26 protein-coding genes and 1 pseudogene are annotated in these 26485 nt (G+C 71.5%); 22 read left to right on the plus strand and 5 right to left on the minus strand.

Translation table 11 applies throughout. The features are described from left to right. Positions 1-187: 187 nt before the first annotated feature. The 8 genes from OOK38_RS30300 (at position 188) to OOK38_RS30335 (ending at position 7282) form a co-directional block, all read left to right on the plus strand. The gene (locus OOK38_RS30300) at positions 188-1099 is read left to right on the plus strand and encodes a LysR family transcriptional regulator (RefSeq protein ID WP_266755360.1); all 912 of its coding nucleotides are present in this window, start codon (positions 188-190) and stop codon (positions 1097-1099) included. 97 nt (positions 1100-1196) lie between these two features. Beyond that, positions 1197-2117, plus strand: coding sequence for a VOC family protein (locus OOK38_RS30305; protein WP_266755358.1), 921 nt, complete (start codon positions 1197-1199; stop codon positions 2115-2117). Between the two features lie 139 nt (positions 2118-2256). Next, complete coding sequence (locus tag OOK38_RS30310) at positions 2257-3705, plus strand: NAD-dependent succinate-semialdehyde dehydrogenase (RefSeq protein ID WP_266755356.1); 1449 nt, start codon at positions 2257-2259, stop codon at positions 3703-3705. A gap of 4 nt (positions 3706-3709) precedes the next feature. Beyond that, entirely contained in the window at positions 3710-4507 is a 798-nt protein-coding gene (locus OOK38_RS30315) for a fumarylacetoacetate hydrolase family protein (protein WP_266755355.1), read from the plus strand. Then, positions 4504-4875: a VOC family protein gene (locus tag OOK38_RS30320; RefSeq protein ID WP_266755354.1), complete on the plus strand. Its 372-nt coding sequence runs from the start codon at positions 4504-4506 to the stop codon at positions 4873-4875. Before OOK38_RS30315 ends, OOK38_RS30320 begins: the two co-directional genes overlap by 4 nt. A 50-nt stretch (positions 4876-4925) precedes the next feature. Next, a complete protein-coding gene (locus tag OOK38_RS30325; RefSeq protein WP_266755352.1) occupies positions 4926-5726 on the plus strand; it encodes an alpha/beta fold hydrolase in 801 nt (266 codons plus the stop codon). Beyond that, entirely contained in the window at positions 5723-6256 is a 534-nt protein-coding gene (locus tag OOK38_RS30330) for a heme-binding protein (protein WP_266848989.1), read from the plus strand. The genes OOK38_RS30325 and OOK38_RS30330 overlap by 4 nt, the downstream gene beginning before the upstream one ends. Positions 6257-6259: 3 nt before the next feature. Then, positions 6260-7282, plus strand: coding sequence for a methionine synthase II (cobalamin-independent)-like protein (locus OOK38_RS30335; protein ID WP_266755348.1), 1023 nt, complete (start codon positions 6260-6262; stop codon positions 7280-7282). 185 nt (positions 7283-7467) lie between these two features. Here OOK38_RS30335 and OOK38_RS30340 read toward each other — a convergent pair whose 3' ends face one another. Next, positions 7468-7755, minus strand: coding sequence for a putative quinol monooxygenase (locus tag OOK38_RS30340; protein WP_266755347.1), 288 nt, complete (start codon positions 7753-7755; stop codon positions 7468-7470). Positions 7756-7961: 206 nt separating this feature from the next. On the opposite strand from OOK38_RS30340, the gene OOK38_RS30345 reads away from it, so the two are divergent. From OOK38_RS30345 to OOK38_RS30365, 5 genes are all read left to right on the plus strand, one after another. Continuing rightward, positions 7962-9410 carry an aldehyde dehydrogenase gene (locus OOK38_RS30345; protein ID WP_266755346.1) on the plus strand — a complete coding sequence of 483 codons (1449 nt, stop codon included), beginning with the start codon at positions 7962-7964 and terminating at the stop codon, positions 9408-9410. Between the two features lie 31 nt (positions 9411-9441). After that, on the plus strand, positions 9442-10653 hold the full coding sequence (lhgO, locus tag OOK38_RS30350; RefSeq protein WP_266755345.1) for an L-2-hydroxyglutarate oxidase: 1212 nt from the start codon (positions 9442-9444) through the stop codon (positions 10651-10653). Between the two features lie 132 nt (positions 10654-10785). After that, positions 10786-11646 carry an amidohydrolase gene (locus tag OOK38_RS30355; protein ID WP_266755344.1) on the plus strand — a complete coding sequence of 287 codons (861 nt, stop codon included), beginning with the start codon at positions 10786-10788 and terminating at the stop codon, positions 11644-11646. A 13-nt stretch (positions 11647-11659) separates the two neighbouring features. Then, positions 11660-13384 carry a thiamine pyrophosphate-dependent enzyme gene (locus tag OOK38_RS30360; protein WP_266755342.1) on the plus strand — a complete coding sequence of 575 codons (1725 nt, stop codon included), beginning with the start codon at positions 11660-11662 and terminating at the stop codon, positions 13382-13384. A gap of 20 nt (positions 13385-13404) precedes the next feature. Continuing rightward, on the plus strand, positions 13405-14478 hold the full coding sequence (locus OOK38_RS30365) for an Ldh family oxidoreductase (RefSeq protein WP_266755341.1): 1074 nt from the start codon (positions 13405-13407) through the stop codon (positions 14476-14478). Positions 14479-14673: 195 nt separating this feature from the next. On the opposite strand, the gene OOK38_RS30370 is transcribed toward OOK38_RS30365, so the two are convergent. Both OOK38_RS30370 and OOK38_RS30375 read right to left on the minus strand, forming a co-directional pair. Beyond that, positions 14674-15621, minus strand: a complete 948-nt coding sequence (locus OOK38_RS30370) for an alpha/beta hydrolase fold domain-containing protein (RefSeq protein WP_266755339.1) — start codon at positions 15619-15621, stop codon at positions 14674-14676. Positions 15622-15651: 30 nt separating this feature from the next. Then, positions 15652-16086 carry a cupin domain-containing protein gene (locus OOK38_RS30375; protein WP_266755338.1) on the minus strand — a complete coding sequence of 145 codons (435 nt, stop codon included), beginning with the start codon at positions 16084-16086 and terminating at the stop codon, positions 15652-15654. 423 nt (positions 16087-16509) lie between these two features. Between OOK38_RS30375 and OOK38_RS30380 the strand changes: the two genes are divergently transcribed. From OOK38_RS30380 to OOK38_RS30415, 8 genes are all read left to right on the plus strand, one after another. Next, on the plus strand, positions 16510-17160 hold the full coding sequence (locus tag OOK38_RS30380) for a GntR family transcriptional regulator (protein ID WP_266755337.1): 651 nt from the start codon (positions 16510-16512) through the stop codon (positions 17158-17160). A gap of 75 nt (positions 17161-17235) precedes the next feature. After that, a complete protein-coding gene (locus OOK38_RS30385; RefSeq protein ID WP_266755335.1) occupies positions 17236-18024 on the plus strand; it encodes a PIG-L deacetylase family protein in 789 nt (262 codons plus the stop codon). Then, positions 18021-18731, plus strand: coding sequence for a 4-carboxy-4-hydroxy-2-oxoadipate aldolase/oxaloacetate decarboxylase (locus OOK38_RS30390; protein WP_266755334.1), 711 nt, complete (start codon positions 18021-18023; stop codon positions 18729-18731). Before OOK38_RS30385 ends, OOK38_RS30390 begins: the two co-directional genes overlap by 4 nt. After that, on the plus strand, positions 18728-19816 hold the full coding sequence (locus tag OOK38_RS30395) for a 4-oxalomesaconate tautomerase (protein ID WP_266755332.1): 1089 nt from the start codon (positions 18728-18730) through the stop codon (positions 19814-19816). Before OOK38_RS30390 ends, OOK38_RS30395 begins: the two co-directional genes overlap by 4 nt. Positions 19817-19826: 10 nt before the next feature. Next, positions 19827-20777, plus strand: a complete 951-nt coding sequence (locus OOK38_RS30400; protein ID WP_266755330.1) for a catechol 2,3-dioxygenase — start codon at positions 19827-19829, stop codon at positions 20775-20777. A gap of 452 nt (positions 20778-21229) precedes the next feature. After that, complete coding sequence (locus OOK38_RS30405; RefSeq protein ID WP_266755328.1) at positions 21230-22558, plus strand: MFS transporter; 1329 nt, start codon at positions 21230-21232, stop codon at positions 22556-22558. A 200-nt stretch (positions 22559-22758) separates the two neighbouring features. After that, positions 22759-23529 carry a GNAT family N-acetyltransferase gene (locus OOK38_RS30410; protein ID WP_266755326.1) on the plus strand — a complete coding sequence of 257 codons (771 nt, stop codon included), beginning with the start codon at positions 22759-22761 and terminating at the stop codon, positions 23527-23529. A gap of 72 nt (positions 23530-23601) precedes the next feature. Next, a complete protein-coding gene (locus OOK38_RS30415) occupies positions 23602-24513 on the plus strand; it encodes an NAD(P)-dependent oxidoreductase (RefSeq protein ID WP_266755325.1) in 912 nt (303 codons plus the stop codon). A gap of 197 nt (positions 24514-24710) precedes the next feature. On the opposite strand, the gene OOK38_RS30420 is transcribed toward OOK38_RS30415, so the two are convergent. After that, positions 24711-25592, minus strand: a complete 882-nt coding sequence (locus OOK38_RS30420) for a GNAT family N-acetyltransferase (protein WP_266755324.1) — start codon at positions 25590-25592, stop codon at positions 24711-24713. A gap of 186 nt (positions 25593-25778) precedes the next feature. Next, positions 25779-26042 (minus strand): GlsB/YeaQ/YmgE family stress response membrane protein, encoded by a 264-nt coding sequence (locus OOK38_RS30425; RefSeq protein WP_266755322.1) that lies wholly within the window; start codon positions 26040-26042, stop codon positions 25779-25781. A gap of 97 nt (positions 26043-26139) precedes the next feature. Between OOK38_RS30425 and OOK38_RS30430 the strand changes: the two are divergent. Then, a pseudogene (locus tag OOK38_RS30430) lies at positions 26140-26454 on the plus strand (hydrolase); the annotation flags it as partial. Positions 26455-26485: the final 31 nt, after the last annotated feature.

The raw sequence follows: 26485 nt of genomic DNA on the forward strand, positions 1-26485 counted from the left end.
CTGAGCCACCCGTCCGTCGTCACTGGGATGTCCTGATAGAGCCGCTATGGGGACATTCCGGGCCGGCGCGACCCAGGCCCGCACCGCCGCGAGGCCCGTCCCCGGGACGGACGCCGCCCGCACACCCGAACAACCGGCAACGCCGCCGGGGCCCACCCCTGGCAGCCGTGGGCCTCCGGAGGGAAACATGGACCGCTTGCTCCTCATGCACAGCTTCGTCACCGTCGCGCAGGTCGGCAGCTTCAGCGGCGCGGCCAAGAAGCTGGGCTCCTCCGGCTCCCTGGTGTCGCGCCACGTGGCCGAGCTGGAACGGCAGGTGGGTGTCCGGCTGGTCAACCGCACGGCCCGTTCGGTCAGCCTCACCGAGCCGGGGCAGCGGTACGCCGACTTCGCCGCGCGCATCCTGGAGGAGATCGAGGCCGAGGACGCCGGAATCGCCCAGCTGCACGACCGTGCCGAGGGCACGCTCAGCATCATCTGCCCCAAATGGATCGGGAGTCTGGATCTCGGTGACGCGATAGCGGCCTTTTCCGCCTCCCACCCCAAAATCCAGGTCCGATTCGAACTGGGAGGCATGTCGGACCGGACCTACGATTTCCTCGACAGCGGATTCGACGTGGCATTCCACACCCGGGACCTACGGGACTCCAGCGTCCGCCTCAAGAAGATCGCGTCGCTGCCCTTCGTGCTGTGCGCCTCCGAGGACTACCTCGACCGCAACGGCCCGCTCACCGAGCCGAACGGAATCGCCGCCCACGAGTGCCTCGTGCACGTCAACGACCCGGTCTGGCGCATCGGCCACGGACACGCCTCCACCCTGCACAAGATCCGCAACGTCGCCTTCTCGTCCAACTCCTACATCGCCCTGCAGAAGGCGGCCGTGCACGGCCGCGGGATCGCCCTGCTGCCCCAGCGGTCGGCGTACGACGACCTCATCTCGGGAGCTCTCCAGGTGCTGCTGCCCGAACTGGCGGTTCCTGACCGCCCCTTGTACGCGATCTACGGCCCCGGACAGGGCACCCCGCGCAAGGTCAGCGTATTCCTGGACTTCCTCACCGCGTGGTTCTCCCAGAATCCCATTCCGGCCATCCGGTCGTAGCCGCAAGAAACGATTGCAGATTCCGTCGAGCCCGGACCGTTGAGGTCGCTGCCGCCCGATACCTACGCTCACAGGCGACCCGCGAAACGAGGAACCCATGGGAATCCAGAGAATCGAATCGGTCACCTACAGCATCGACGACCTCGGCCAATGCGTACGGTTCTTCGAGGACTTCGGGCTCTTCCTGCTGGAACGGACCGACGAGCACGCCGTGTTCGAGACCCGCACCGGCCAGACGCTCCACCTCGACACCGAACCCGGCCCGCTGCTCCCGCCACCGGTGGAAGCCGGACCCACCCTGCGCGAAGTGGTGTGGGGCGTCGACACCCCGCGCGAACTGGAGCGCCTCGTGGCCGCGGCCGGCCGTGACCGCTCCGTCCGGCAGGACGCCGCCGGGGTGTTCCACACGGTGGACGAGACGGGTTTCGGGGCCGGACTCACCCTGGCCCGGCCCCGGCCCGCCGACGTCACCCCCCGGCCCGCCAACGCGCTGGGCAGCGTCACCCGCTGGAACACCGCGCTGGAGGCCATCACCCGGGTACGCCCCCTGCGCATGTGCCATGTCGCGCTCAACATCCGCAAGGAGGGCCGCGAGGAGGCCGTCGCGTTCTACGTCGACCGCCTCGGCTTCCGGCCGACCGACGTCGTCGAGCCCATGGGCGTCTTCATGCAGGCACCGGGCGACGACGACCAGCACACCATGCTGCTCTGCCACCGTCCCGACAAGGCGGGGGTCAACCACATCGCCTACGAGGTCCCCGGCTTCGACGACGTCATCGAGGGCGGCAACCACATGATCGACCGGGGCTGGCGCGAGGCCCGCAGGCTCGGCCGCCACACCGTCGGCTCCAACGTCTTCCGCTTCGTGCACGCGCCCTGCGGCGGACGCGTCGAGTACGCCGCCGACATGGACCGGGTCGACGACTCGTACGAGACCCGCGTCCACGAGACCACCCCGCCGCACCACATCTGGGCGCTGCGCACCAACCGCGACCAGCAGGACGCCCCCGCGTCCTGACGGGCGCGCCGCACTCCGCACGCGGCGCCGCGCATTCCGTACCCCCGCGCTGGAATCCCCCCGCGCTTGCCCCACACCCCCGGCCTTCGCGCCGCGGGCCCCATTCGCCTCGTTCGCCGGCCTGAGAGGGCTCCCAGCCATGACCACCGACCACGGCTATCCCGCCGTCCGTATGCACATAGCGGGCGAGTGGTGCCCAGGCGGCACCGGACGTACCGCCCCGATCGTGAACCCGGCCACCGAAGAGGTGATCGGAGAAGTACCCCTCGCCACCACCGCCGACCTGGACCGCGCCCTCGACGCCGCGGCCGCGGGATTCGGGACCTGGCGCGACACCCCCGTCGCCCGCCGCACCGCGATCCTGCACACCGCCGCCGACCTGCTCACCGAGCGGGCCGGCGAGGTCGGCCGGATCATGACCCTCGAACAGGGCAAGCCCCTCGCCGAGGCCACCGGAGAGGCCCGCCGCGTCGCGGACACCCTGCGCTGGCACGCCGACGACGCCCGCCGCGCCTACGGCCGCATCATCCCCTCCGCCCCCGGCACCCTGCTGTCCGTACGCCGTGAACCGATCGGCCCCGTCGCCGCGTTCGTCCCCTGGAACTTCCCGGCCGGCGGACCGATGCGCAAGATCTCCTCGGCCCTCGCCGCGGGTTGCTCCATCGTCATCAAGGCGTCCGAGGAGACCCCGGCCACGGCCGCAGCCCTGGTCGGCTGCTTCGTGGACGCGGGCCTGCCGGCCGGTGTCCTCAACCTCGTCTTCGGCGAACCGGCCGAGGTGTCGGCCCACTTGATCGCCTCGCCGGTCATCCGTCTCGTCGCGTTCACCGGGTCGGTGCCCGTGGGCAAACTGCTGGCCGCGGCCGCCGGTGAGGTCATGAAGCCGTCTCTGATGGAGCTGGGCGGCCACGCCCCCGTGATCGTGTGCGCGGACGCCGACCCGGCCCGCGCCGCCCGGCGTGCCGCCCAGGCCAAGTTCGCCAACGCCGGCCAGGTCTGCACCTCGCCGAGCCGGTTCCTCGTCCACGAGAACCTAGTCGACGACTTCACCGCAGAGTTCGTGAAAGCGGCGGAGGCGGTCGTCGTCGGCGACGGCATGGCCGAGGGCACGACCATGGGGCCGCTCGCCAACGAACGCCGGCTCCGGGCGATGGAACGGCTGACCGCCGACGCCGTGCGCCGCGGCGCCACGGTGCGCACCGGCGGCGAACGGCTCGACCGCGCGGGCTACTTCTTCGCGCCGACCGTCCTCACCGACGTACCGCCGAACGCGGACCTGATGCGCGAGGAGCCGTTCGGGCCGCTCGCGCCCGTCACCGCGTTCAGCGACCTCGACGCGGCGCTGCGCACCGCGAACGAACTGCCCTACGGTCTCGCCGCGTACGCCTTCACCGAGTCCGCGGCCACCGCCGAGCACCTGGTGCGCGAACTGGAGGCGGGCATCCTCTCCGTCAACCACTGCGGTGGCTCGGTGAGCGAGGCACCCTCGGGGGGCGTCAAGGAGAGCGGCTACGGCAGGGAGGGCGGGCCCGAGGCGCTGGACGCCTACCTGGTCACCAAGCGCGTCTCCCATCTGCTGGCCGGCTGACGCCATGCGATACACCCGGGTGTCGGTCGGCGGACGAGCGGTGTGGGGCCGCGTGGGGGAGCGGGACGTCGAGCTGTTGTCCGGCTCGCCCCTGGACGCCACGCGGCGCGAGCCGCACGGCGAACGCGGTCCCACCGTCATCGGCGCCGTGCCGCGCGGCGAGGCGGTCTGGCTGCCGGTCGTCGTCCCGCCCGTGTTCTACGCCGTCGGCATGAACTACCCGCGGCACATCCAGCACGCCGGAGCCGAGGCCCCCACCCGTCCCGAAGTGGGCTACCGGGCCAACAACGCTCTGACCGGCCACGGCTCGCCGATCGTCAAACCGGCCGGGGTGACGGGGCGGTTCGAGGCCGAGCCGGAGCTCGTCGCGGTCATCGGCCGTACGCTGCGGCACGCGACGTACGAGGAAGCCCGCGAGGGCGTGTTCGGCTGGACGATCGGCAACGACGTCAGCGCCCGTGCCTGGCAGCACCAGGACCGCACGTTCTGGCGCAGCAAGAACAGCGACACGTTCAAGCCGATGGGTCCCTGGATCGAGACCGACGTCGACGCGCTGGCGCAGACGACCACGCTCCGGGTCAACGGCGAGGTCCGTGCCGCTTTCCGGACCGGCGACATGGTCTTCGACCCCTTCGACCACATCGTCGAGATCACCCGGCACATCACCATGCGTCCCGGTGACGTGCTGTGGATGGGCGCCGAGTCGACGTGCCAGATCGAGCCGGGGGACACCGTCGACGTCGAGATCAGCGGCATCGGCGTGCTCTCCAACCCCGTACACCCAGAAGGGAATTCCGCATGAGCAAGGCACCGCGCTACATCCACCACGTCAACTTCCCCACCACCGACCCCGACCGGACCGCCGAGTGGTACACGAAGGTCTTCGGGATGAAGCGCATCATGCCCAAGTCCAACACCCGGGTCGTTCTCATGACCCGCGGCAACTTCGACCTCCACTTCACCCCGGTCGAGGAGATGGAGCGCATGGCGCCCTACCACTTCGCCGTAGAGGTCGACGACTGGGACGAGTTCCTCGCCCACCTCAAGGACCTGGGCATCCGGCACACCCGCCCGATCGAACGCCCGGAGAACCAGTCCAAGTTCTGCTACATCCACGACCCCGACCACACCATGATCGAGCTGGTCTTCCACGGCAGGCGCCCCAACTGAGCGCGCGCGGACCGGAGTTCATTCCCCTGTACTGCTAGGAGTACCCTCCCATGCCCCTCGCCGACTCCGACGGCACCTCCATCTACTACGAACGTCACGGCAGCGGTCCGGCGATCCTCCTCGTGCACGGCAGCGGCGGCAACCACGCCGCCTGGTGGCAGCAAGTGGCCGCGCTGCGCGACGAGTTCACCGTCGTCACCATGGACCTCCGCGGCTTCGGCAACTCCGTCGCACCGGTCCCTCCGAACTCGTCCAGGCCCGAGTTCGACGGACAGGACTTCCCCGGCGACGTCCTCGCCGTCCTGGACGCCGAGGACCTCACCGACGTGATGCTGGTGGGCCAGTCCATCGGCTCGGTGGCCGCCCTGCGCGCCGGCCTGCTCCGCCCCGACCGGGTCGGCTCCGTCGTCCTCGGTCACTCCCTCGGCGGCATCAGCCACCCCGAACTGCGCGAACTGGCCGCCGCCGACCGCGCCGAGGCCGTCAAACTGCCCGTCATCGACCGGCTCCTCACCCGCCGCTTCCAGCAGGAGAGCGCCGACCGCACCTTCCTCTTCCAGCAGATGGGCACCTTCAACGTCGCGAGGATGGCCGACCTGCGCAACCTCGACACCGACGGGCCCTCCCTGCGGGACATCCAGGACTCGGGTGTCGAGATCGCCTTCCTGCTCGGCGAGAAGGACGCGGTGCTCAGCGTGAAGACCGTGACCCGCGCCCACGAACTGCTCCCCGGCTCCCGCCTGGAGATCGTGCCGGACGCCCCGCACTCCATGTACTGGGAGACGCCGGGCCCGTACAACCACGCCATCGCGCACCTGCGCCGCACTCTCGGACAGAAGGAAGCAGCATGAGCACCCTCACCCTCGACGCCGCCGAAGAGATCGTCGGCGCCGCCCTGAAGCGCGCCCAGGCGCTGGGAAAGGCGGTGAGCGTCGCCGTGGTGGACGCGGGCGGGTTCGTCATCAGCGTCCGCCGGTCCGACGGCGCGCGTCCCCTCACCCCGGACATCGCCCGCGCCAAGGCGTACACCGCGGCCGTGATGCAGCGCCCCGGCAAGATGCTGAAGAAGTGGCAGGAGAGCCAGCCGGTCTTCTTCGCGCAGCTCTCCCAACTGCCCGGCGCGGCCCTGCCCATCATGGCCACCGAGGGCAGCGTCACGATCAAGAAGGACGGCGAGATCATCGGCGGACTCGGCATCGCGGGCGGCACCGCGGACGAGGACCAGCAGGTCGCCGACGACGTCCTCGAATCCCTCGGTTACGAACTGGAGTTCGCTGCCTGGGGTGTCGCCGGCACCGCGGCTAGCGACGCCGCGAAGACCGAGAACTCCGAGAACTCCGAGAAGGTCGAGCAGACCGAGCAGACCGAGAAGGGTGCCTGAACCATGGCGGACACGTTCAACTACCGCATCGACCACCACGGCAGCCTGGTTCGCCCCGTCACCCTCACCGCCCCGGGCGACGACCCGGGTGCGCTGGACGACGCCGTCGCCGAGGCGGTGGCCTTCCAGCGGAAGGTGCGCTCGACCGTCGTCACCGACGGCGACTTCCCCCGCGAGGACTTCCGCGGAGCCGTCCTCGGCGCCGTCTCCGGCTTCCGCCGTACAGAGGACGCGGGGCCCGACGGGCTGTCCCGCTGGGTGGCCGAGTCCCTGCCCAAGGCCAACGGCCCGCTGCTGGCCGACCGGGCGGCCCGGCTCGCCGAGCTGACGGTGATCGCTCCGAAGGTGTCCCTGCCCTCTCCGGCCTACCTCGCCGCGACCACCTTCGACCCCGGCCTCGCGGCCTCCGGCGGCCCGGCCTCGGCCCGTGAACTCGGCGAGACCCTGGCGGAGATCATCCACGCGGAGATCGAGCTGCTCGTCTCCCGCGGCGTCCGCCTGATCCAGCTGAACAACCCGCTGCTCCTCGGCCACCTCGCCGCCGACCCGGCCGCGCCCGGCGCGCTGTCCTTCGCGGACACGCTCGCCGTGGAGGCCATGGCGGTGCGCCTGGAGGAACGGCCCGAGGGTGTACGGATCGGTGTCAGCCCCGGCTGGGAGGCACCGGGCGCGGTGGACGGGGCCAGGGCCGAGCGGCTGTACGGCGAGGTCCCCGCCGACCGCTGGATCCTCCCGTACGACCGGGGGACGGCGGGCGAGACCGCCCTGCTCAGGGCGCTGCCCGAGGACCGGGACGCGTGCCTCGGCGTCGTGGACGCGACCACGCCCGAGCTGGAGGAGATCGACACGGTGCTGGCGCGCATCGACGCCGCCGCCGAGATCAAGGACATCGAGGACATGGCCCTCGCGCCGTCCCGCGGCTTCGCCGACGTGGCGGCCCGGCCGCTGCTCGGCGCGGAGGACCAGCGCCGCAAACTGGTCCTGGTGGAGACGCTCGCCCGCTACTGCTGGGGCAACGAGTTCTGACCGCCGGCCGACGCCGGCCGGGAGACGCTGACCGCCTCCCGGCCGACGGCTCGGAGTACTTCGGCCGGCACGTCGGGCGCTCTCCCGGCCGACGGCTCGGAGCAGGCCGGCGAGCGCGCCGCACCTGCTTCCGGCCGACGGCTCGGCGCACGCCGGTGAACGCGCCCGGTCTCCCCGCCGACCGCTCAGAGCACCTCGGCGAACGTCACCGTGCGTTCCGTCAGCAGGGGAAGCACACACCCCACGATGAACTCCGTGAAGTGGTCCGCCGCCCGGTGCGCCTCGAAACCCGCGCGATCCGTGTACCGCTCGTAGAGCACGAACGACCCCGGCCGGCCGGCCTCCGCGTGGACCTCGTAGGCGAGGTTCGCGGGCTCGGTGGGCGTCAGTTCGCGCATCTTCAGCAGCGCGGCGCGCACGGTGGCCTCGTCGGCGGGTGCGCACCGGTAGTGGGCGACGACTGCGAAAGCCATGTCTTTCCTCCGGGTGGGGCGTGCTGTCGGGCCCGCCGATTCCAGCACGAATCCCCTGATGGGCGACCCGCGCGGAGCGAAAGCAATGTCTGCCGCCGCGGGGCTGGTCCGCCCGGCCCCCACTCGTGTGTTGTCGTTGCGGCCCCAGGGCCGTCCCATCGGTTGACCGCGGCCCCGCACCGCGGCGGACGAGAGAAGTGATCTTGATGCGTACCCTGGAAACCCTCTCCGGTGGGGAGTGGGTGGCGACCGGCGAGTGGATCGACGTCCACGACCCCGCGGATCTGCGTACCCCCGTGGCCCGCGTACCCGCACTGAGCGCCGCCGACGTCACCGACGCCTACGACCACGCCGAACAGGGCTTCGCCGTCTGGAAGCGCACCAGCCCCTTCGAACGCGCCCGGATCATGACCGACGCGGCCCGGCTGCTGCGCGAGCGCGTCGCCGGGATCGCCGAGGACCTCAGCACCGAGATGGGCAAGACCCTCGCCGAGGCGACCGGCGAGACTGTCAAGGCTGCCGACTTCCTGGAGTACTACGCGGGCATCGCCCGCCAGGGCTACGGCACGCTGGTGCACGACGTACGCCCCGACACCCGCACTCACCACCAGCGCGAGCCGATCGGCGTCGTCCTCGCCATCACCCCCTGGAACGACCCGCTGATCACCCCGGCCCGCAAGCTCGCCCCGTGCCTCGCGGCGGGCAACTCGGCGATCCTCAAGCCGGCCACCGACACCCCGCAGGCCGCCCTGCACTTCGCCCGCGCCCTGCACGACGCCGGCCTGCCCGCCGGCGTCCTCAACGTGGTCACCGGACGCGGCTCCCAGATCTCCGACGCCCTGCTCCGTGACCCACGTCTTTCCGCCCTCACCTTCACCGGAAGCAACGAGGTCGGCGAGGGCCTGCGGGCCGCGCTCGCCCACACGGGCGTCCGCTTCCAGGGCGAACTCGGCGGCAAGAACGCCACGGTGGTCCTCGCCGACGCCGATCTGCACGCCGCCGCCCAGGCCGTGGCCGCCGCGGGCTTCGCCCAGGCGGGACAGCGCTGCACCGCCACCAGCCGGGTGATCGTCGAGCGGCCCGTGTACGAGGAGTTCACCGCGCTGCTGCTCGCCGAGACCGCCGCCCTGCGCGTCGGACCGGGACTCGCCGCGGGCACCACCATGGGACCGCTGGTCAGCGCCCGGCAGCGCGACAGCGTCCTCTCCGACATCGAGCGCGCCGTGAAGCAGGGCGCGACGGTGCTCGCCGGCGGCGACCGGCCCACGGACGAGGCGCTGAGCCACGGCTGCTACGTCAACCCGACCGTGCTCGGCGAGGTGACCCCGGAGCTCGACATCTGGCGCGAGGAGGTGTTCGGGCCGGTCGTCGCGCTCTGCGCGGTGGACTCCTTCGACGAGGCGGTCGAGGCGGTCAACGACTCCGTCTTCGGTCTCGCCGCCGCCGTGTTCACCCAGGACCTCGGCGCCGCCCACCGGTTCGCGGACCAGGCCGAGTGCGGCCAGATCGCGGTGAACACCACCACCTCGGGCTGGGACGTCCACCACCCCTTCGGCGGCTTCCGGGACTCAGGTTCGCCGTTCAAGGAGCAGGGCGAGGAAGGGCTGCGCTTCTATACCCGGGTCAAGACCGTCGCCATTCACTTCGGTGTCTGACGGCGCCCCGAACGACAAAAGGAGGAAGCCGATGGCTGACGAGACGATCGGCATCGTCGGCGCCGGCATCGTGGGCCTCGCCACGGGCCGCGAGATCGCCCAGCGCCGCCCCGGCACAAGGGTCGTCGTGCTGGAGAAGGAACAGGAGGTCGCCGTCCACCAGACCGGGCACAACTCCGGCGTGGTGCACGCCGGCATCTACTACACGCCCGGCAGCCTCAAGGCCCGGCTGTGCACCAAGGGCATGGCGATGATCCGTGACTACTGCCGTGACCGGCGACTGCCCTACGACGAGTGCGGCAAGCTCGTCGTCGCCGTCACGGACGACGAAGTGCCGCGCCTGGAGGCCCTGTACGCCAAGTCCCTGGAGAACAAGGTGCCCGGCCTGCGCCGGGTCGACGCGAGCGAGATCCATGAGATCGAGCCGTACGCCGTGGGCCTGGCGGCCCTGCACTCACCGCGCACCGCCATCACCGACTACACCGCCGTCGCCCGGTCCTTCGCCCGGGACATCGTGGAGTCCGGCGGAGAGATACGGCTCGGCTTCCCGGTCACCCGCGTCGCGCGGCTGACCGGCGGCGGCATCGAGGTGGCGTCCGGCGCCGAGACCCTGCGGGTCGACCGCCTCGTACTCTGCGCGGGACTCCAGAGCGACCGCGTGGCCCGGCTCGCCGACGACGGGGACGAGCCGCGCATCATCCCCTTCCGCGGCGAGTACATGAAGGTCTCGCCGAGCAGGGCCCACATGGTCCGGGGCCTCATCTACCCCGTTCCCGACCCGCGTTACCCCTTCCTCGGCGTCCACTACACCCGGCGCGTGAACGGCGACGTCGAGGTCGGCCCCAACGCCGTCCTCGCCCTCTCCCGCGAGGGCTACCGCCGCTCGGACATCGACCTGCGCGAACTCGCCCGCATCGCCCGCTTCCCCGGCATGTGGCGGCTGGCCGGGCGACACTGGCGCACCGGCATCAAGGAGATGCACGGCTCCCTGTCGGTGGACGCCTACATGAAGGCCGCCAAGGCGTACGTCCCCGCCATCCACGCCGGTGACGTGGTGCGCGGCGGAGCCGGCGTACGCGCCCAGGCACTCGGCAGGGACGGCTCGTTGGTGGACGACTTCGTCATCAGTCAAGTCGGTGCGGTCACCGCCGTACGCAACGCGCCCTCGCCCGCCGCGACGTCCTCGATGGCGATCGCGGAACACATCGCGGACACCGTCTTCGGCGACAGCCGCGCAACCTGAACATGCCCTGCGCGCAGGGGACTTTCGCGCAAGAACTGCTTGCACTCCCAGCGCTCGGCAAAGGCCTTTCGCCGACCTAGCGTTCCATCCGCACCACCTCACCACCCCCTTCGCAGAGAAACGGCAGATGACATGTTCGTTGTCGACACCCAGATCCACATCTGGAAGGAAGAGACCCCGGACCGCCCCTGGGTCCCGGGCGCACGGGAGCGCATCCGCCTCAACGGACACCGAGAGGACCCCTTCTCCTACGACGAGGCCCTCGAGCTGATGGACGAGGCCGGCGTCAACCGGGCGCTGATCCTGCCCCCGTCGTGGGAGGGCAACCGCATCGACTACGCCCTCGAAGCCTGCGAGGCCCACCCGGACCGCTTCGGCATCATGGCCCGCGTCCCCCAGGACAACGCCGTCGAAGGCACCGCGATGCTGAAGGACTTCGCCCGGAACCCGCACATCAAGGGCACCCGGCTCACCTTCCACCGCCCGCAGGACCGTAACTGGATGATCGACGGCACCAACGACTGGTACTGGCCGATCGCCGAGGAACTCGGCATCCCCACCATGGTCCACGCCCCGATCTGGAAGCGCGAGCTCGGCGAGATCGCCGCCAAGCACCCCGGCCTGAAGATCATCATCGACCACATGGGCATCATGGCCCGCTGCGTGGACGACGCGATCGGCTACTGGGTCCAGGAGACCGCCGACCTGGCCGTCCACCCGAACATCTACGTCAAGGTCTCCGCGCTCCCCGGCTACTCGACGCAGCCCTTCCCGAACAAGAACATCGAGAAGTACGTGCGCGAGATGGTCGACAAGCTGGGCCCCCAGCGGTGCTTCTACGGCACCGACATCACCCGCCTGCTCGGCCACGGCATCACCTACACCGACACCATCGAGCAGTTCACCCAGCACTGGGACTTCACGCCCGACGAGCTGGAGTGGATCCTGGGCCGCGGCATCTCCGAGGTCCTCGACTGGCCGATCGAGGGCTGAGGACACACGAGAGATGACGGACACCGAGAACACACCGGGTGCCGACGGCGGTGAAGCCCTCGTATCGGCCTTCAACGCCGTCGGCGCCGACTACGTCTTCTGCTCGTCGGGCTCGGAATGGGCCCCGGTCTGGGAGTCCCTGGCCCGGCGCCACCGCGACGGCGAGCCCGCCCCCGAGTACCTGGACCTCACCCACGAGACCGTGGCGGTCGGCATGGCCACCGGCTACGGCCTGATCGCCCGGCGTCCGCAGGCCGTGCTCCTGCACGCGGCCCCCGGCCTGCTCCAGGGCTCCATGGCGATCCACGGAGCCCTGCTCGCCGGCGTCCCCATGGTGGTCGCCTCCTCCGAGTCGACCAGCTACGGCGACGGCCCCGGGCAGGACCCCGGCGGCCAGTGGTACCGCAACCTGTCCGTCGTGGGCGGACCGCACGGCATCGCCCAGCCGTTCACCAAGTGGTCCAACGAGGCCGCCGGGGTGCACACACTCCCCGCCATGGTCACGCGGGCGGCGGAGCTGGCCTGGCGGGCACCGGCCGGACCGGCCTACCTCAACATCCCGCTGGAGATCCTGCTGGAGGACTGGGACGGCCGCGAGGCCAAACCGATCGTCCCGCCGGGCTCGACCCACAGTTCGCCCGAAGAGGTCGACCGGGTCGCACAGATGATCCGCGAGGCGGCCGACCCGGTGATCGTCACCGAGACCGCGGGCCGTGAAGCGGGCGGCTTCGAAGCCCTGGTCGCCTTCGCCGAGGCCTGGAACCTCCCGGTCGTCGAACCCGACTCGGCGGTCTGCGGCAACTTCCCGCGCACCCACCCGCTGCACGCGGGCTCGGACATCGGCCCCTGGATGGACGAGGCCGACCTCATCCTCCTCGTCAACTGCCGTGCCCCCTTCTACCCGCCCTCCCGGCGCCCGTCGAAGGCACGCGTCGTCGTCATCGACGAGGTACCGCAACGCCCGCACATCGCCTACCAAGTCCTCTTCGCCGACCGCTACCTGGAAGGGAACGTCGCCAACACCCTGCGCCAGTTGGCCAAGCGTGCGGACGGGACACCGTCCGACCCGGCCGCACTGGCCGCCGTCACCGCGCGGCGCGCGGCGCACGAGGAGCGGCACGCGGACGAACAGGCCGCGATCGCGGCGGCCGAGGCGAAGGCGGCGCAGGCCGAGGGCGTCGACCCGGTGCTCGTCGCCGCCACCTTGCGGCGGCTGCTCGACGGGCAGGGCGCCATCGTCGTCGACGAGACCATCACGCACAGCCGCGTCGTCAAACGCCATACGCAGACCACCGACCCCGACTCGTACTTCTACGTGCAGGGTGGACTCGGCCAGGGCATCGCGGTCGCGCTCGGCGTCAAACTCGCCGCGCGGGAGCGACCGGTGGTGCTCACGATCGGCGACGGGGCCTTCACCTACAACCCGGTCATCCCGTCGTACGACGCCTCGAGCGCGTACGGACTGCCGCTGCTGATCGTGGTCTTCAACAACCGCGTCTACAAGTCGATGAACCTCAACCACCGCAGGTTCTACCCCGAGGGCGCGGCGGCCGACACCGGCGAGTGGCTCGGCACCGACCTGCGCCGGCTGCCCCGGCTCGCGCAGTTCGCCGAGCCGTTCGGCATGCACACCGAGACCGTCGACGCGCCGGACGCGCTCGCCCCCGCCCTGGAGCGCGCGCTCAAGGCCGTGGCGGAGGGCACCACCGCCGTCGTCGACGTTCTCGTCACCCGCTGATCCAGGAGGCATCCGCCACCATGACCGACACCCCAACGCCCAAGCCGGGCAAGGTACTCGTCCCCGCCGAGGAACTGCGCGGCTTCGCCGCGGCCCTCCTGGAGAAGGGCGGCCTGCGCCCCGAGCACGCCCGTACCACCGCCGACGTGTTCGTCTGGGCCGCGCTGCGCGGCGTCGACTCCCACGGCACCGCGCGCGTTCCCGCCTATCTGGAGCTGCTCGCCAAGGGGGTGGCCAACGCCCGTCCCGAGATCACGGTCGAGTCGGGCGCCGGGGCCGTCGCCGTCCTCGACGCCGACCGCGCGCCCGGCCCCGTGGCCCTCACCGCGGCCGCCGAGGAGGCGGTGACCCGGGCCAGGGCGAGCGGCATCGCGGCCGTCGGGGTGCGCCGCACCGTGCACACCGGTGCCATCGGCTACTACGTCTCGAGGATCGCCGAACAGGGCCTGATCGGCATCGCGTTCGTCGCCGGCATGCCCAACATGGGCTACACCGGGGTCAAGGGCGCCGCCGTCGCCACCAGCCCGCTCGCCGTCGCCGTACCGGCCGAGAGCCATGCCCCACTGCTCCTCGACATGGCCACCGCCACCATCGCCCTGGGGAAGATCCGGCAGGCCAGGGCGAGCGGAACCCCGTTGCCCGAGGGGGCCGCCGCCACCGACGACGGCACGCCCACCACGGACCCGGACAAGGCCGTCATGCCACTGCCGCTGGGCGGCGCCAAGGGGTCCGGCATGTCGCTCGCGTTCGAGCTGCTGACCAGCGTGCTCGTCGGAGCGCCCATCTTCGCCGCCTTCCACTCCGACGATCCCGCGGGACGCAAGCACCGCCAGAACGCCCTGCTGATCGCCATCGACCCGGCGGCCTTCGGCGACCCGGCCGCGTTCACGGCGGCGGTCGACGCCACGCTCGCCACCCTCAAGGCACTGACTCCGGCGGACGGCGCGCGGGGCGTGTTCTATCCGGGCGAGCGCAGCGCGTCGGTGGCGGAGCGGCGCGCGGGGGAGGGGGTGCCCGTGGCGGCCAAGGTGTGGCGCGAACTCACGGAGAGCGCGAGCAGGTTCGGCATCTCACCGCCCGAGATCCAGGTGTAGGACCTGGCACGGGCTCCACGAAGGGGAATGGAGGACCGGACGGCCGGGGTTCCCGCCTAGCCGAGAAGCCCGGTCCTCGTCACGTGGCGTCCGTGAGCCGCCTGGACCCGTGGTGTCACGCCGCCGTCGACACTCCACCGAGTCGATGAAGCCCCGCGAGCCGGATCTTCTGACCGGCCGCGAGGCACCCTGCGGTCAATCGGCCGCGCTCGCCACGGTGCCGACGGCCTGCCGCACATGCCGTGCGATCAGCGCGTAGATCTCCCGGGCCCGGCCGTCGTCCGTGCCGTCGTACCCGTGGTCCGCCTTCGGCACGTCGACGTGGTCCACCAGCGCGCCCGCCTTCCGCAGCCGTCCCGCGTAGCGTTCGCCCTCCGGTTTGAGGAGGTCGAACTCCGCGGTGACGAGGAGGGCGGGCGCGATGCCGTTCAGGTCACCGGTGTCGGACGGATGGGCCGGCGACACCAGCGGGTCGGAGCGCTCGCGCGGGTTGGGCACGTACGAGGAGTCGAAGATCTCGCCCATCCAGGGACGCAGCACCGGCCGGGGTATCGGGGCCGGTTTGTCCTTGACGCCGGTCACCAGGTCGAGCGGCGGGTAGTGCAGGACCTGAAGGGCGACAGCGGGTCCGCCCTCCGCCAGTGCCTGGCGGGCCACGGCCGCGGCGAGGCCGCCGCCCGCGCTCTGCCCGCCGATCGTGAGGCGGCTGCCGTCCCAGCCCTGTTCGGCACCGTGCTCGGCGATCCACCGCACGACCTCGAAGGCCTGCCGGGTCGGCGCCGGGAACGGGTGCTGCGGTGCGACGACATAGTCCACATTGACCACGACCACACCCGCCGAGGCGGCCAGGCAGCGGCACAGCGGGTCGTCCAGCTCGGTCAGCGGCATCACATAGCCCCCGCCGTGGAAGTTGACGTGCACCGGCGGCGGCCCCACGGACTCCGGCAGATACACCGTGGCGCGGGCCGGGGCGACCGTGGTCGGGATCGTCAACTCTCTTGTACGGCGCGGGAATTCAGGCAGCCGGGCGTGCGCGGCGGCGGCGGAACCACGTCCGGCCGGCCGCCGGTCCGCGAACAGGGCGAGACGCTGCAGGGACCTGGCGGCGAGGGCGGCCACCGCCGGACGGGCGAGGAGAGACATACGGGTCCGTTCGTCGGGCGTCCCCGGACATTACTGGAAGTCGCATCCGGGATCGGGGGCGTCCTCGGAGAGGGGTGCGCCGTGCGGCAGTACATAGAGGACGTCCAGGACCAGCGGCTTCGTGCCGAGGTTCCGTCCGATGTGGACGTTCGTGGGGCCGGGCGGCTCGGTGAGGGAGTCTCCGGCCCGGTAGCGGCCGTCGCGCGCGCACGTCGAGTCGAAGTGGCTGAGGGTGCCCTGCCGGACGTATCCGTACAGGGCGCCGTCGTGGTAGTGCCAGCCGGTCGCCTGGCCGGGCGGAACGGTGATCTCCCGGAGGATGTAGTCGGTGCCGCCGACGGTCCTCTGCGCAATGACCCTGCCACTCACCCCGGGGCCCGGGGGAGTCGCGTGAGCGGGAACGGCGACGAGGGACAGACACAGGGCCGCGGCCCCTGCCGACCCGGTGCGGAGCGAGGAGCGCATTCGGTAAGTCCCTTCACTCGAAGGTGAGTTGGCGTTCCGTTTTGGAGTGTGGCGCAGCCGCGCCCGGGGAGTCCCGGGGCTCGCGAGATCGGTGCACGGAGAGGTGCCGGCGACCGCCGGCCCTTCGGGCCACGGCGGTCGCAGTTCATGGTGAGGCCGCCACCCGTGCACCACAACCCGGTGACCGGATAGGCGTCACCCGTGCACCACACCCCGAAGGCCGGGGAGGTGTCACTCGCACACACCCCAGTGGCCGGAGCGTCCGCTGTGGCCGGAGAGACCGGAGAGAAGGGGAGCGCTCACCCGACGCGGCGAACACGCGCGTAGCGGCCGAAGCATGTCGGCAACATGCCGAACAAAATTGTTGACAATCTTGTTGGTCTAGATTTACGTTCGACAGGCACTCACTCAGGGAGGGCAGCAATGCAGAAGGAAGCCCGTCCAGGCACCGGCGAGCAGGCCAAGCAGCACGCGTTGGTGCAGCTGCGGCAGGCGATTCTGCGCGGAGAGATGGCACCGGCCCAGCGGCTGGTGGAGAACGAACTCGCCGAGCAGTTCGGTGTCACCCGGGCCAGCGCCCGCGCGGCGCTGATCGAGCTGGAGTCGGAGGGACTGGTCGAGCGGATCCGTAACCGCGGGTCGCGCGTCCGGGTGGTGACCGTGGAGGAAGCGGTCGCCATCACCGAGTGCCGTATGGCACTCGAAGGCCTCTGCGCCGCCAAGGCGGCCGCCCTGGCCACCGACGACCAGCTCGCCGAACTGGCGGACCTGGGCGCGGCCATGTCCAAGGCGGTCGCCGACGGCGAACCGGTGACCTACTCCGAGCTCAACCACGAAGTACACGCCCGGATCAGGGAGTTCTCCGGCCAGCAGACGGCCGTGGGACTCCTGGAGCGGCTCAACGCCCAACTGGTGCGCCACCGGTTCCAGTTGGCACTGCGCCCCGGTCGTGCGCAGCACTCCCTGAGTGAACACCTGGCCATGATCGAAGCGATCAGGGCCAGGGACCCGCAGGCGGCCGAAGCGGCCGTCCGCGCTCACCTCGGCAGTGTGATCGAAGCGCTGCGCGACTGACGTGTCGCGCGGCGACGCGCGGTACGACGGACAGCCGAGGCGGGCGCGCACCTGTCCACCAAGGAGATTGCTGCAATGACGCACGGCAACGCGCCCGCCGCCCCCGAACCCTCGGACCCGCCCGAGCCAGGGGGGCGCCCAGCACGGTCGACACTGGTCGTCACCGCGCACGCCGGAGACTTCGTGTGGCGAGCCGGGGGAGCCATCGCCCTGGCCGCCTCCCGGGGCGAGAAGGTCACCATCGCGTGCCTGACCTTCGGCGAGCGCGGCGAGTCCGCCAAGGCCTGGCGCGAGGGCAAGAAGCTCGACGAGATCAAGGCCATACGCCGCGAGGAGGCCGAGAAGGCCGCCGCCACGCTCGGCGCCGAGGTCCGCTTCTTCGACGCGGGCGACTACCCGCTGACCGCCACCGCCGAACTCACCGACCGCCTGGTGACGGTCTACCGCGAGACCCAGCCGGACGTCGTGCTCACCCACCCGACCGAGGACCCGTACAACGGCGACCACCCGGCCGCCAACCGCATGGCGCTGGAGGCCCGGGTCCTCGCCCAGGCCATCGGCTACCCCGGCGAGGGCGAGATCATCGGCGCCCCGCCCGTCTTCTACTTCGAGCCCCACCAGCCCGAGATGAGCGGCTTCCGGCCCGAGGTGCTGCTCGACATCACCGGGGTGTGGGAGACCAAGCGCAAGGCCATGGAATGCCTCGGCGCCCAGCAGCACCTGTGGGACTACTACACCGACCTCGCCGTGCGCCGCGGGGTCCAGCTCAAGCGCAACGCCGGCCCCAATCTGGGCCTGGCCCACAAGACCATGGCCGAGGCGTTCATGCGTCCCTACCCGCAGATCGCGAAGGAGCTGGCATGAGCGGCGTGATCGTCACCGGCCCGCCGAAGGCGGACGCGAAGGACGTCGAGGCGATCGCCGGATACGGCACCGCGACCGTGCACGAGGCGATGGGCCGCACCGGCCTGCTCGGCACGCGCCTGCGCCCCATCCAGCAGGGCACCCGTGTCGCGGGCACCGCGGTCACCGTCCTGTCCTGGCCCGGCGACAACCTCATGATCCACGCCGCCGTCGAGCAGTGCGGCGAGGGCGACATTCTGGTGGTCACCACCACCTCGCCCTCCACCGACGGCATGTTCGGTGAGCTGTTCGCCACCGCGCTGCACCGGCGCGGCGTGCGCGGTCTGGTCATCGACGCCGGCATCCGGGACACCGCCGAACTGCGGAAGATGGGCTTTCCCGCCTGGTCCGCCGCGGTCAGCCCGCAGGGCACCGTGAAGGCGACCGGCGGTTCCGTCAACGTACCGGTGGTCCTCGGCGGCCAGATCGTCCAGCCCGGCGACGTGATCCTCGCCGACGACGACGGCGTGGTGTGCGTGCCGCGCGAGGACGCCCGCCGGGTCGCCGAGGCGTCCGAGGCCCGCGAGCGGAAGGAGGCGCTGGCCCGCGCCGCCTTCCTCGAAGGCGAACTCGGCCTGGACCGCTACGGGTTGCGCGAGACCCTCGTACGCCTCGGTGTGACGTACACGTCCTACGACGAGTACGTGCGGGACGGAGCCGCGCCGTGAGCGGGCCGGAGGAGGTGCGCTGCATGCTCCTGCGCGGCGGTACCTCCAAGGGTGCCTACTTCCTGGCCGGGGACCTGCCCGCCGACGCCGTCGAACGCGACGACCTGCTGCTGCGCGTGATGGGCAGCCCCGACCCGCGTCAGATCGACGGCCTGGGCGGCGCCCACCCGCTGACCAGCAAGGTGGCCGTGGTCTCGGTCTCCGCCGACCCCGTGGCCGACGTCGACTACCTGTTCCTCCAAGTCGCCGTCGACCGGGCGGAGGTGTCGGATCGTCAGAACTGCGGCAACATCCTCGCCGGGGTCGGTCCGTTCGCCGTCGAACGCGGACTGGTCGAGCCGGGGGAGGGACGCACCTCGGTGCGCGTCCGCATGGTCAACTCCGGGGACCTCGCGGTCGCGAGCTTCCCCACCGAGGGCGGGTGCGTCATCTACACGGGCTCCGCCGAGATCTCCGGGGTGCCGGGGACGGCCGCCCCGGTGGTGATCGAATTCCCGCAGGGGAGCAGCCCGTTGCTGCCCACCGGCCACGCCCGGGACATCGTCGCCGACACCCCGGTGACCTGCGTGGACAACGGCATGCCGACCGTGCTGATCGCCGCTTCCTCGCTGGGCGTCACCGGGTACGAGGCACCCAAGGACCTCGAGGAGGATCTGGCGCTGGCCGACCGGCTCCGTGAGATCCGCCTGGAGGCGGGCAAGCTGATGGGCCTCGGGGACGTCGAGAACGCCACCGTGCCGAAGCTGACCCTGCTCGCTCCGCCACGCGACGGCGGTGCCGTGATGACCCGCACCTTCATCCCGGTGCGCTGCCACACCTCCATCGGCGTCCTCGGCGCGGCGAGCGTCGCCGCCGGGCTCCGCGTGGAGGGCGGCGTCGGACACGCCGTGGCGCGCCTGCCCGAACGGGGCGACCGGCTGCGTATCGAACACCCCACCGGATTCCTCGACATCGAAGCAGGTGTCGAGTACGGCCCCGGGGGCGCCGCGCCCGTGGCCCGGCGCACCGCCGTCGTCCGCACCGCACGCAAGATCTTCGACGGCACGGTCTTCCCCCGGCCGGCCGGAGCCGCACTTCAACCCTGAGGAGGCCCCCATGGCCCCGCCGCTCGGCGACATCGCCCACCTCGGGCACGTCGAACTGCTCACCCCCGACCTGGACGCCAGCGTCCGGTTCTTCACGGACTACCTCGGCCTGACCGAGAACGGCCGCTCCGGAGACTCCGTCTATCTGCGGACCTGGGACGACTACGAACACCACAGCCTGACCCTCACCGCCCACACGACCTCGGGCATCCGCCGCACCGCCCTGCGCGCCTCCAGCGAGGAGGCCCTCCAGCGCCGGGTCAAGGAGATCGAGAGCGCCGGCCGCGAGGGCCGCTGGGTGAACGACGAGCCGGGCCTCGGCCCGGTCTACGTCACCACCGACCCCGACGGCCATGAACTCGCCCTGTACTGGGAGAGCGAGTGGTATCAGGCGCCCGACCACCTCAAGCCCGGTCTGAAGAACCAGCCGCAGGCCAAGCCCGGCCACGGGGTCGGCGTGCGACGCCTGGACCACGTGAACTTCCTCGCCTCCGACGTCGCCTCCAACGGAGACTTCGTCCGTGACGCGCTCGGGGCCCGCCCGACCGAGCAGATCCAGCTTGACAGCGGCAGGATCGCCGCCCAGTGGCTGACCTTCAGCAGCAAGTCGTACGACATCGTGTACACGGAGGACTGGACGGGTTCGAGCGGGCGCCTGCACCACATCGCGTTCGCCACGGACACCCGTGAGGACATCCTGCGCGCGGCCGACCTCGCCATCGACACCGGTGTGTTCATCGAGACGGGCCCGCACAAGCACGCCATCCAGCAGACGTTCTTCCTGTACGTCTACGAACCCGGCGGCAACCGCATCGAGCTGTGCAACCCGCTCACCCGCCTCGTCCTCGCCCCCGACTGGCCCCTGGTCACGTGGACCGAGAACGAGCGGAAGAAGGGCCAGGCCTGGGGTCTGAAGACCATCGAGTCCTTCCACACCCATGGCACGCCGCCCATCGGCTGACCGGTCCCCTCGGCGGTCGTCCGTCGGCTGACCGGTCCCCTTGGCGGTCGCCTGTCGGCTGATCAACGCCTGCGGCGGCCGTGGGCCGGTGGGCCCGCGTCCGTGCCGGGTGCTCTCGGCTTGTCCCACCCCAGGCGGCTCCCCATCGGCCGGAGGCGCGGGTCACCGCTGCCCGTCGACCGATCGACCGAGCGGCCAGTTCCAGCCAGCACGGGCGCGGGCGGCACCGGACCGGGTGCCGCCCGCGCCCCTTTCACCTGCTTCTCAGCTGTCTGTGGGACGGTCCCGGAGGGTGGCCTGATTGTTTCCTGGATTGTTGACAAAAGCGTTGACACTCCGGGAGTTCACTCCTTAGCGTCTGTCGCATAATCGGGTCAGCCGCACGAGCCGCGTCGACCCGCATCCCCGATCCCCTTCCAGGGCCCACGCCTCCTGGACGAGAGGAAACAACGATGTCCTCCTCCCTCGCCCTGCCCGCTCGCGGCGGCAGCAGACTGGCCGCGATCGTCGTCGGCCTCTGCTGGCTGGTCGTCCTCTTCGACGGCCTCGACATGTTCATCTACGGCTCCGTGCTGCCGCACATGCTGGAGGCGAAGGCCCTCGGCATCGACCCCGGCAAGGCCGGCGACGTCGGCTCCTACGCCACCTTCGGCATGCTGATCGGCGCCCTGTCCTCCGGCACCGTCAGTGACTGGGTCGGCCGCAAGAAGACCATCGTCTGGTCGACCGCCGTGTTCTCGCTGGCCTCCGCGGTCTGCGCCTCCGCCTCGAGCCTGGGCGTCTTCAGCCTCGGCCGCTTCCTGGCCGGCCTCGGCCTCGGCGGCCTGCTGCCGAGCGCGATCACCATGGTCACCGAGTACGCCCCGCGAGGCCGCCGCGCCCTGATCGTGGGCTCGCTGATGACCGCCCACCAGGCCGGCGGCATCGTCGCCGGATTCGTGGCGCTCGGGACGGGCGACTGGCGGGTCTCCTTCTGGATCTGCGTGATACCGCTGTTCATCGGGGTGCCGCTGGCGGCCAGGTTCCTGCCGGAGTCGATGGCCTTCCTGCAGGCCAAGGGCCGCACCGACGAGGCCCAGGAGCTCGCCGACCGCTACGGCGTCGACCTGGCCGCCCGCGCCGAGAAGCGCCAGGCCCCGGCAGACCGCTTCAGCGCCCTCACCGCCCTGTTCCGCGGTGGCCGGTGGGCCCAGACCCTGCTGTTCTGGATCGCGTCCTTCGGCGGTCTCCTGCTCGTCTACGGCGTCTCGCAGTGGCTGCCCTCGCTGATGAAGGCGAACGGCTACAACCTCGGGTCCTCGATCGGCTTCGTCATCGTCATCAACCTCGGCGGCATCGTGGGCATGCTGGTCGGCGGCCGCCTCACCGACAAGTTCGGCGGCTCGCGCATCTCCGCCATCTGGTTCGGCGCCACCGCCATCGGGATCTACTCCCTCAGCTTCAAGATGCCGCTGCCCCTCACCTACACCGTCGTCTTCCTGACCGGCATGTTCCTCTTCAGCGCCCAGGCGATGATCTACGCCACCGTGGCGCACCGCTCCGAGGACGACAACCGCGCCACCGCGGTCGGCTGGACCTCCGGCATGGGCCGCTTCGGCGCCGTCTTCGGTCCCTGGCTCGGCGGCCAGCTGCTCGCCACCGGCTCGACCACCGCGGGCTTCACCGCCTTCGCCCTCGCGGGCGTCTTCTCCCTGGTGTTCGTCAGCCTGACCGGCCTGCGCCGCGTCCAGGTGACGCCCCCGAGTTCCGTGCGGCACCAGGAACTGACCGCCACCGGCTGATCGGGGCGGCGTGGAACCGGCGCCCGGGCGGGGCCTGACGAAGGGTCCGCCCGGGCGCTCTCGTGTCCGGGGGCCGCGGCGGCGGGGCGGGGGCACCCGTCACGGCAGGTGCCGGCTGCCGGGTCCCGGTGACCTTCCCGACCGCCGGAGGACCACTTATTCCCGTTGCCCCGTTCGTCCCGGGGTGCTGGAGTGAGCCCATGGATCACGTTGCGGTACTGGCCCTGTTCGACCGGGACATGCGGGAAAGCGCGCGACCCGACGCGCCGGGCGCCCGGGTGGAGCGCGTCGACAAGGTGGTGCGCCAGGTCGGCGCCGACAAGGGCTGGAACGGCGTGCTCTGGTCCGACCTGGACGAGACGAACGCCGACGCCGCCATCGCCGCGCAGGTGCGGTTCTTCTCCGGGCTCGGGGGAGGCTTCGAATGGAAGCTGTACGGCCACGACCGGCCGGAGGACCTGGGGCAGCGCCTGCGAGCGGCCGGCTTCACGGCCCAGCCCGAGGAGACGCTGATGATCGCCGAGCTGGGTGATCTGACCCTCGACGCCGAACCTCCCGAGGGCGTACGGCTGCTGCCGGTCACCGACCGCGCGGGCGTCGACCTCGTGGCCGACGTCCACGAGCAGGCCTTCGGCGGGGACAGCACCCGGCTGCGCCACCAACTGCTCGCCCAGCTCACGGGCGACACGGTCGTCGCCGTCGTGGCCCTCGCCGGCGACGTCCCCGTCAGCGCGGCCCGCATGGAACTCCCGCCGGGCGCCCGGTTCGCCGGACTGTGGGGCGGCGGCACCGTCGAGGCCTGGCGCGGCCGCGGCATCTACCGCGCCCTCGTCGCCCACCGCGCCCGTGTCGCCGCCGACCGCGGCTACCGCTACGTCCAGGTCGACGCCTCCAGCCAGAGCCGCCCCGTCCTCGCCCGGCTGGGCTTCCAGCCCCTCACCACGACGACACCGTACTTCTACGAGGAGTGACGCCGGTCCCCGGCCGCGCGCGGAGGCCGGGGCAGATGTCACATCCCCGCACGCGCGATCCGTCGCATCGGCATGACGACGAACCAGAGCATTCTCCTGGCCGGCGCGAGCGGTGTTCTCGGCCGGCACATCACCCGGGCCCTGACGGAAGCGGGCCACCGGGTCACCGGCCTCGGCCGGGGCCCCGCCAACGCAGTCCAGGCCGATCTGATGGACCGCGACGCGCTGCTCCGGGCCGTCGACGGACAGCGCTACGACACGGTCGTCCTGGCCGCGACCGCCCTGCGCAAGGCGCCCCTGCGCCACCGCGACATGCACGCGACCGACGCCCTGCGCACCGACGGCACCGCCCACCTCGTCGAGGCCGCGCGGGCCACCGGCGCACGCCGGCTGGTCGCCGAGTCGATGGTCTTCGGGTACGGATTCGGGGACCACGGGGACCATGTCGTCACCGAGGCCGACGCCTTCGGGCCGGAAGGGGCCACACCCGAACTGGAACGGCACATCGCCGCCATGCGCATCAAGGAGCGGCTCACCTTCGAGGCCCCTGGCCTGGAGGGGATCGCGCTCCGCTTCGGGCTCTTCTACGGCGCGGGCGGCACCGACGCCCTGCTGCCGATGCTGCGCAGGCGGCAGCTCCCCGTCGCCGACGACCACGGGCGGGTCCTGCCCTGGGTGGACCTCGCCGACGCGGCGCGCGCGGTGGCCGCCGCCGTGGAGCACGGCCGTCCCGGGGAGGCGTACAACGTGACCGACCGCACCCCGCTGGGCTTCGCGGCCCATGTCCGGGCCGTTGCCGGGGAGTTCGGCCTGCCGAAGCCGATGACCGTACCGCTGTGGATGATGAAGCCCCTGTCGTACGCGCACGTGATGATGCGGACGACGCTGCGGGTCTCCTCGGCGAAGGCGGAACGGGAGCTGGGCTGGACACCCGCGCACCCGTCCGCCTACGACGGTCTCGCCGCGCTCAAGGCGGCCGCCTGACCCTGACGGCCGCTCGGCGGCGGCACTCCGCTGAACGCGACCTCTCGCCGACGATGGCGAGAGGCGGAAGTCCGGCACCCCGCCGCGTCCCGGTTCCGGTTCCGGCTCCGGGCCAGCCCCGGGCACGCCGTGCCGCCCGGACTCCTCGCCTCGTCGTACATCTGCCCCGGACCCGGACCCGGACCCGGACCCGGACCTCAGAGGTCCAGTCGGTACTCCACCTCCCGATGGGTGGGCCGGTAGCCGAGCGTGTCGTTGATGGCGATCATGGGCGCGTTGCTCTCGGCCGTGTCCGTCAACAGGCCTTCGAGCTCCGGATACCGCAGTCGGGCCAGGCGGATCGACTCGGCCTTCATCCACAGCCCGAGGCCGTGGCCGCGGTGCTCGGGCAGGACTCCCGTTCCGTAGTGCTGGGCGTCGCCCCGGCCGTCGCCCGGCACGACGAGTTCCGAGAAGCCGGCGATCGAGCCGTCCGAGCGGTCCACCACGGCCACGGTGTGGAGCGCGTCGCCCCGCTCGAGAACGACCTCGGCCACCGCCACGACCCGTTCCACGTCCCAGACGTCGATCCCGTGATCGCTGTCTTCCATCGGCATGTCGTCCATGGCCCGCCGGGAGTCGGCGTAGGTGGGCGCCAGATCGGGTGGCACGACACCGTCCCAGTGCGTCAACTCGTAACCCTGGTGCGGGCGTTCGGTGATCTCGGTGACGGCAGGGAGGTCGAGCTCCGTCAGTGGGAGCCGTGCGTACGTCAGGGACAGCACCCGGCGGAACCCGCGCGCCGCGAGGAACCCGTCGCCGGGAGTGCCGACCGTGGCCCGGGACACCAGCGACCGTCGCCCCTCGCTTCGCGCGGCGGCCGCGGTGGCGTCCAGGAGGGCGCCGCCCACTCCCTCGCGCCGTTCGGAGGGATGTACGGCGATCTCCAGCTCGGCGAGGTGATCCAGACCCTCCCTGGCGAACAGCCGGAGGAAAGCCGAGCCGACCGGGACCCCTTCGGTGTCCGAGGCCAGCCAGGCCAGACGTCGGCTCGACGCGGTGGATTCGGGATCGGTCAACGGTGTGATGCGTGGCGGCAAGGTCTCTCCGTGGCGTCGGTCGTACGGGTGCGAAGCCCGCAGAACCTAGCCGCACGCGCCCGTGCCCCGCAACGGAATTCAACGGGCGCCGCCCCGCAAGGCATCCGGCACTCCGCGCCATGAGCCCCGACCTGTCGGCCGAGCTTCGATCCGTCAGCCGAGCCCCGGCCCGTCAGTGCAGGCCGCTCAGCGGCGCACCCTCGACCGGTCCAGTGCCGCGACGCCCAGGGCGGCGAGGCCGATCTGGATGAGCCACTCGATCCAGTCGACGCCCTTGGTGTCCGCGACGCCGAACGCGGCGGCGACCCCCGACCCGATGAACGCGGCCACGATGCCGACCGCGATCGTCCACAGGATGCCGATGCGCTGGCGGCCCGGCACCGCGAGCCGGCCCAGCACACCGATGATGATGCCGATGAGGATGGCACTGATGATGCCCGAGATCTCCATCTCCGCCCCTCTTGGTCGGTCCCCCGCTGCTATGTATCTGCCCCCTCCGGGCGGAGCCAGTCCGCTCCCGCGCGGCCACTCGTGACGGGCTTCTCCGCTCTCCCAGGCGGTGACCATCCCCTCGGGCTGCTCGGTGACCCTGAGCTTCCACCTGCACGTGGACACGGCCGAGACGACCACGAGCACGGCCTACGACACCCTCAAGGCCCAGGTCGTCAGCAGCGGCGGCACCGTGCTCTCGACCCTGGCCACGTACTCGAACCTGAACGCCGCGTCCGGGTACACACAGCGCACGTTCAGCCTCGGCACCACCTACGCCGGGCAGACGGTCACGATCAAGTTCACCGGCGTCGAGGGGTCCACCCTCCAGACGTCCTTCGTCGTCGACGACACCGCGCTCAACGTGAGCTGAGCACGACCCGGACGAGGGGCGGGCCCGGACG

It is taken from the genome of Streptomyces sp. NBC_00568 (assembly GCF_026341855.1).
In the GTDB taxonomy this organism is placed as follows: Bacteria; Actinomycetota; Actinomycetes; order Streptomycetales; family Streptomycetaceae; genus Streptomyces.

Bases quoted from the DNA above. Each gene is read 5' to 3' on its own strand.
- OOK38_RS30320 (WP_266755354.1), top strand. From the start codon at position 4,504: ATGAGCAAGGCACCGCGCTACATCCACCACGTCAACTTCCCCACCACC.
- OOK38_RS30300 (WP_266755360.1), top strand. From the start codon at position 188: ATGGACCGCTTGCTCCTCATGCACAGCTTCGTCACCGTCGCGCAGGTC.
- OOK38_RS30325 (WP_266755352.1), top strand. From the start codon at position 4,926: ATGCCCCTCGCCGACTCCGACGGCACCTCCATCTACTACGAACGTCAC.
- OOK38_RS30390 (WP_266755334.1), top strand. From the start codon at position 18,021: ATGAGCGGCGTGATCGTCACCGGCCCGCCGAAGGCGGACGCGAAGGAC.
- OOK38_RS30340 (WP_266755347.1), bottom strand. From the start codon at position 7,755: ATGGCTTTCGCAGTCGTCGCCCACTACCGGTGCGCACCCGCCGACGAG.
- OOK38_RS30385 (WP_266755335.1), top strand. From the start codon at position 17,236: ATGACGCACGGCAACGCGCCCGCCGCCCCCGAACCCTCGGACCCGCCC.
- OOK38_RS30375 (WP_266755338.1), bottom strand. From the start codon at position 16,086: ATGCGCTCCTCGCTCCGCACCGGGTCGGCAGGGGCCGCGGCCCTGTGT.
- OOK38_RS30335 (WP_266755348.1), top strand. From the start codon at position 6,260: ATGGCGGACACGTTCAACTACCGCATCGACCACCACGGCAGCCTGGTT.
- OOK38_RS30355 (WP_266755344.1), top strand. From the start codon at position 10,786: ATGTTCGTTGTCGACACCCAGATCCACATCTGGAAGGAAGAGACCCCG.
- OOK38_RS30380 (WP_266755337.1), top strand. From the start codon at position 16,510: ATGCAGAAGGAAGCCCGTCCAGGCACCGGCGAGCAGGCCAAGCAGCAC.
- OOK38_RS30315 (WP_266755355.1), top strand. From the start codon at position 3,710: ATGCGATACACCCGGGTGTCGGTCGGCGGACGAGCGGTGTGGGGCCGC.
- OOK38_RS30415 (WP_266755325.1), top strand. From the start codon at position 23,602: ATGACGACGAACCAGAGCATTCTCCTGGCCGGCGCGAGCGGTGTTCTC.
- OOK38_RS30400 (WP_266755330.1), top strand. From the start codon at position 19,827: ATGGCCCCGCCGCTCGGCGACATCGCCCACCTCGGGCACGTCGAACTG.
- OOK38_RS30345 (WP_266755346.1), top strand. From the start codon at position 7,962: ATGCGTACCCTGGAAACCCTCTCCGGTGGGGAGTGGGTGGCGACCGGC.
- OOK38_RS30410 (WP_266755326.1), top strand. From the start codon at position 22,759: ATGGATCACGTTGCGGTACTGGCCCTGTTCGACCGGGACATGCGGGAA.
- OOK38_RS30360 (WP_266755342.1), top strand. From the start codon at position 11,660: ATGACGGACACCGAGAACACACCGGGTGCCGACGGCGGTGAAGCCCTC.
- OOK38_RS30370 (WP_266755339.1), bottom strand. From the start codon at position 15,621: ATGTCTCTCCTCGCCCGTCCGGCGGTGGCCGCCCTCGCCGCCAGGTCC.
- OOK38_RS30405 (WP_266755328.1), top strand. From the start codon at position 21,230: ATGTCCTCCTCCCTCGCCCTGCCCGCTCGCGGCGGCAGCAGACTGGCC.
- OOK38_RS30365 (WP_266755341.1), top strand. From the start codon at position 13,405: ATGACCGACACCCCAACGCCCAAGCCGGGCAAGGTACTCGTCCCCGCC.
- OOK38_RS30305 (WP_266755358.1), top strand. From the start codon at position 1,197: ATGGGAATCCAGAGAATCGAATCGGTCACCTACAGCATCGACGACCTC.
- OOK38_RS30425 (WP_266755322.1), bottom strand. From the start codon at position 26,042: ATGGAGATCTCGGGCATCATCAGTGCCATCCTCATCGGCATCATCATC.
- lhgO (WP_266755345.1), top strand. From the start codon at position 9,442: ATGGCTGACGAGACGATCGGCATCGTCGGCGCCGGCATCGTGGGCCTC.
- OOK38_RS30310 (WP_266755356.1), top strand. From the start codon at position 2,257: ATGACCACCGACCACGGCTATCCCGCCGTCCGTATGCACATAGCGGGC.
- OOK38_RS30330 (WP_266848989.1), top strand. From the start codon at position 5,723: ATGAGCACCCTCACCCTCGACGCCGCCGAAGAGATCGTCGGCGCCGCC.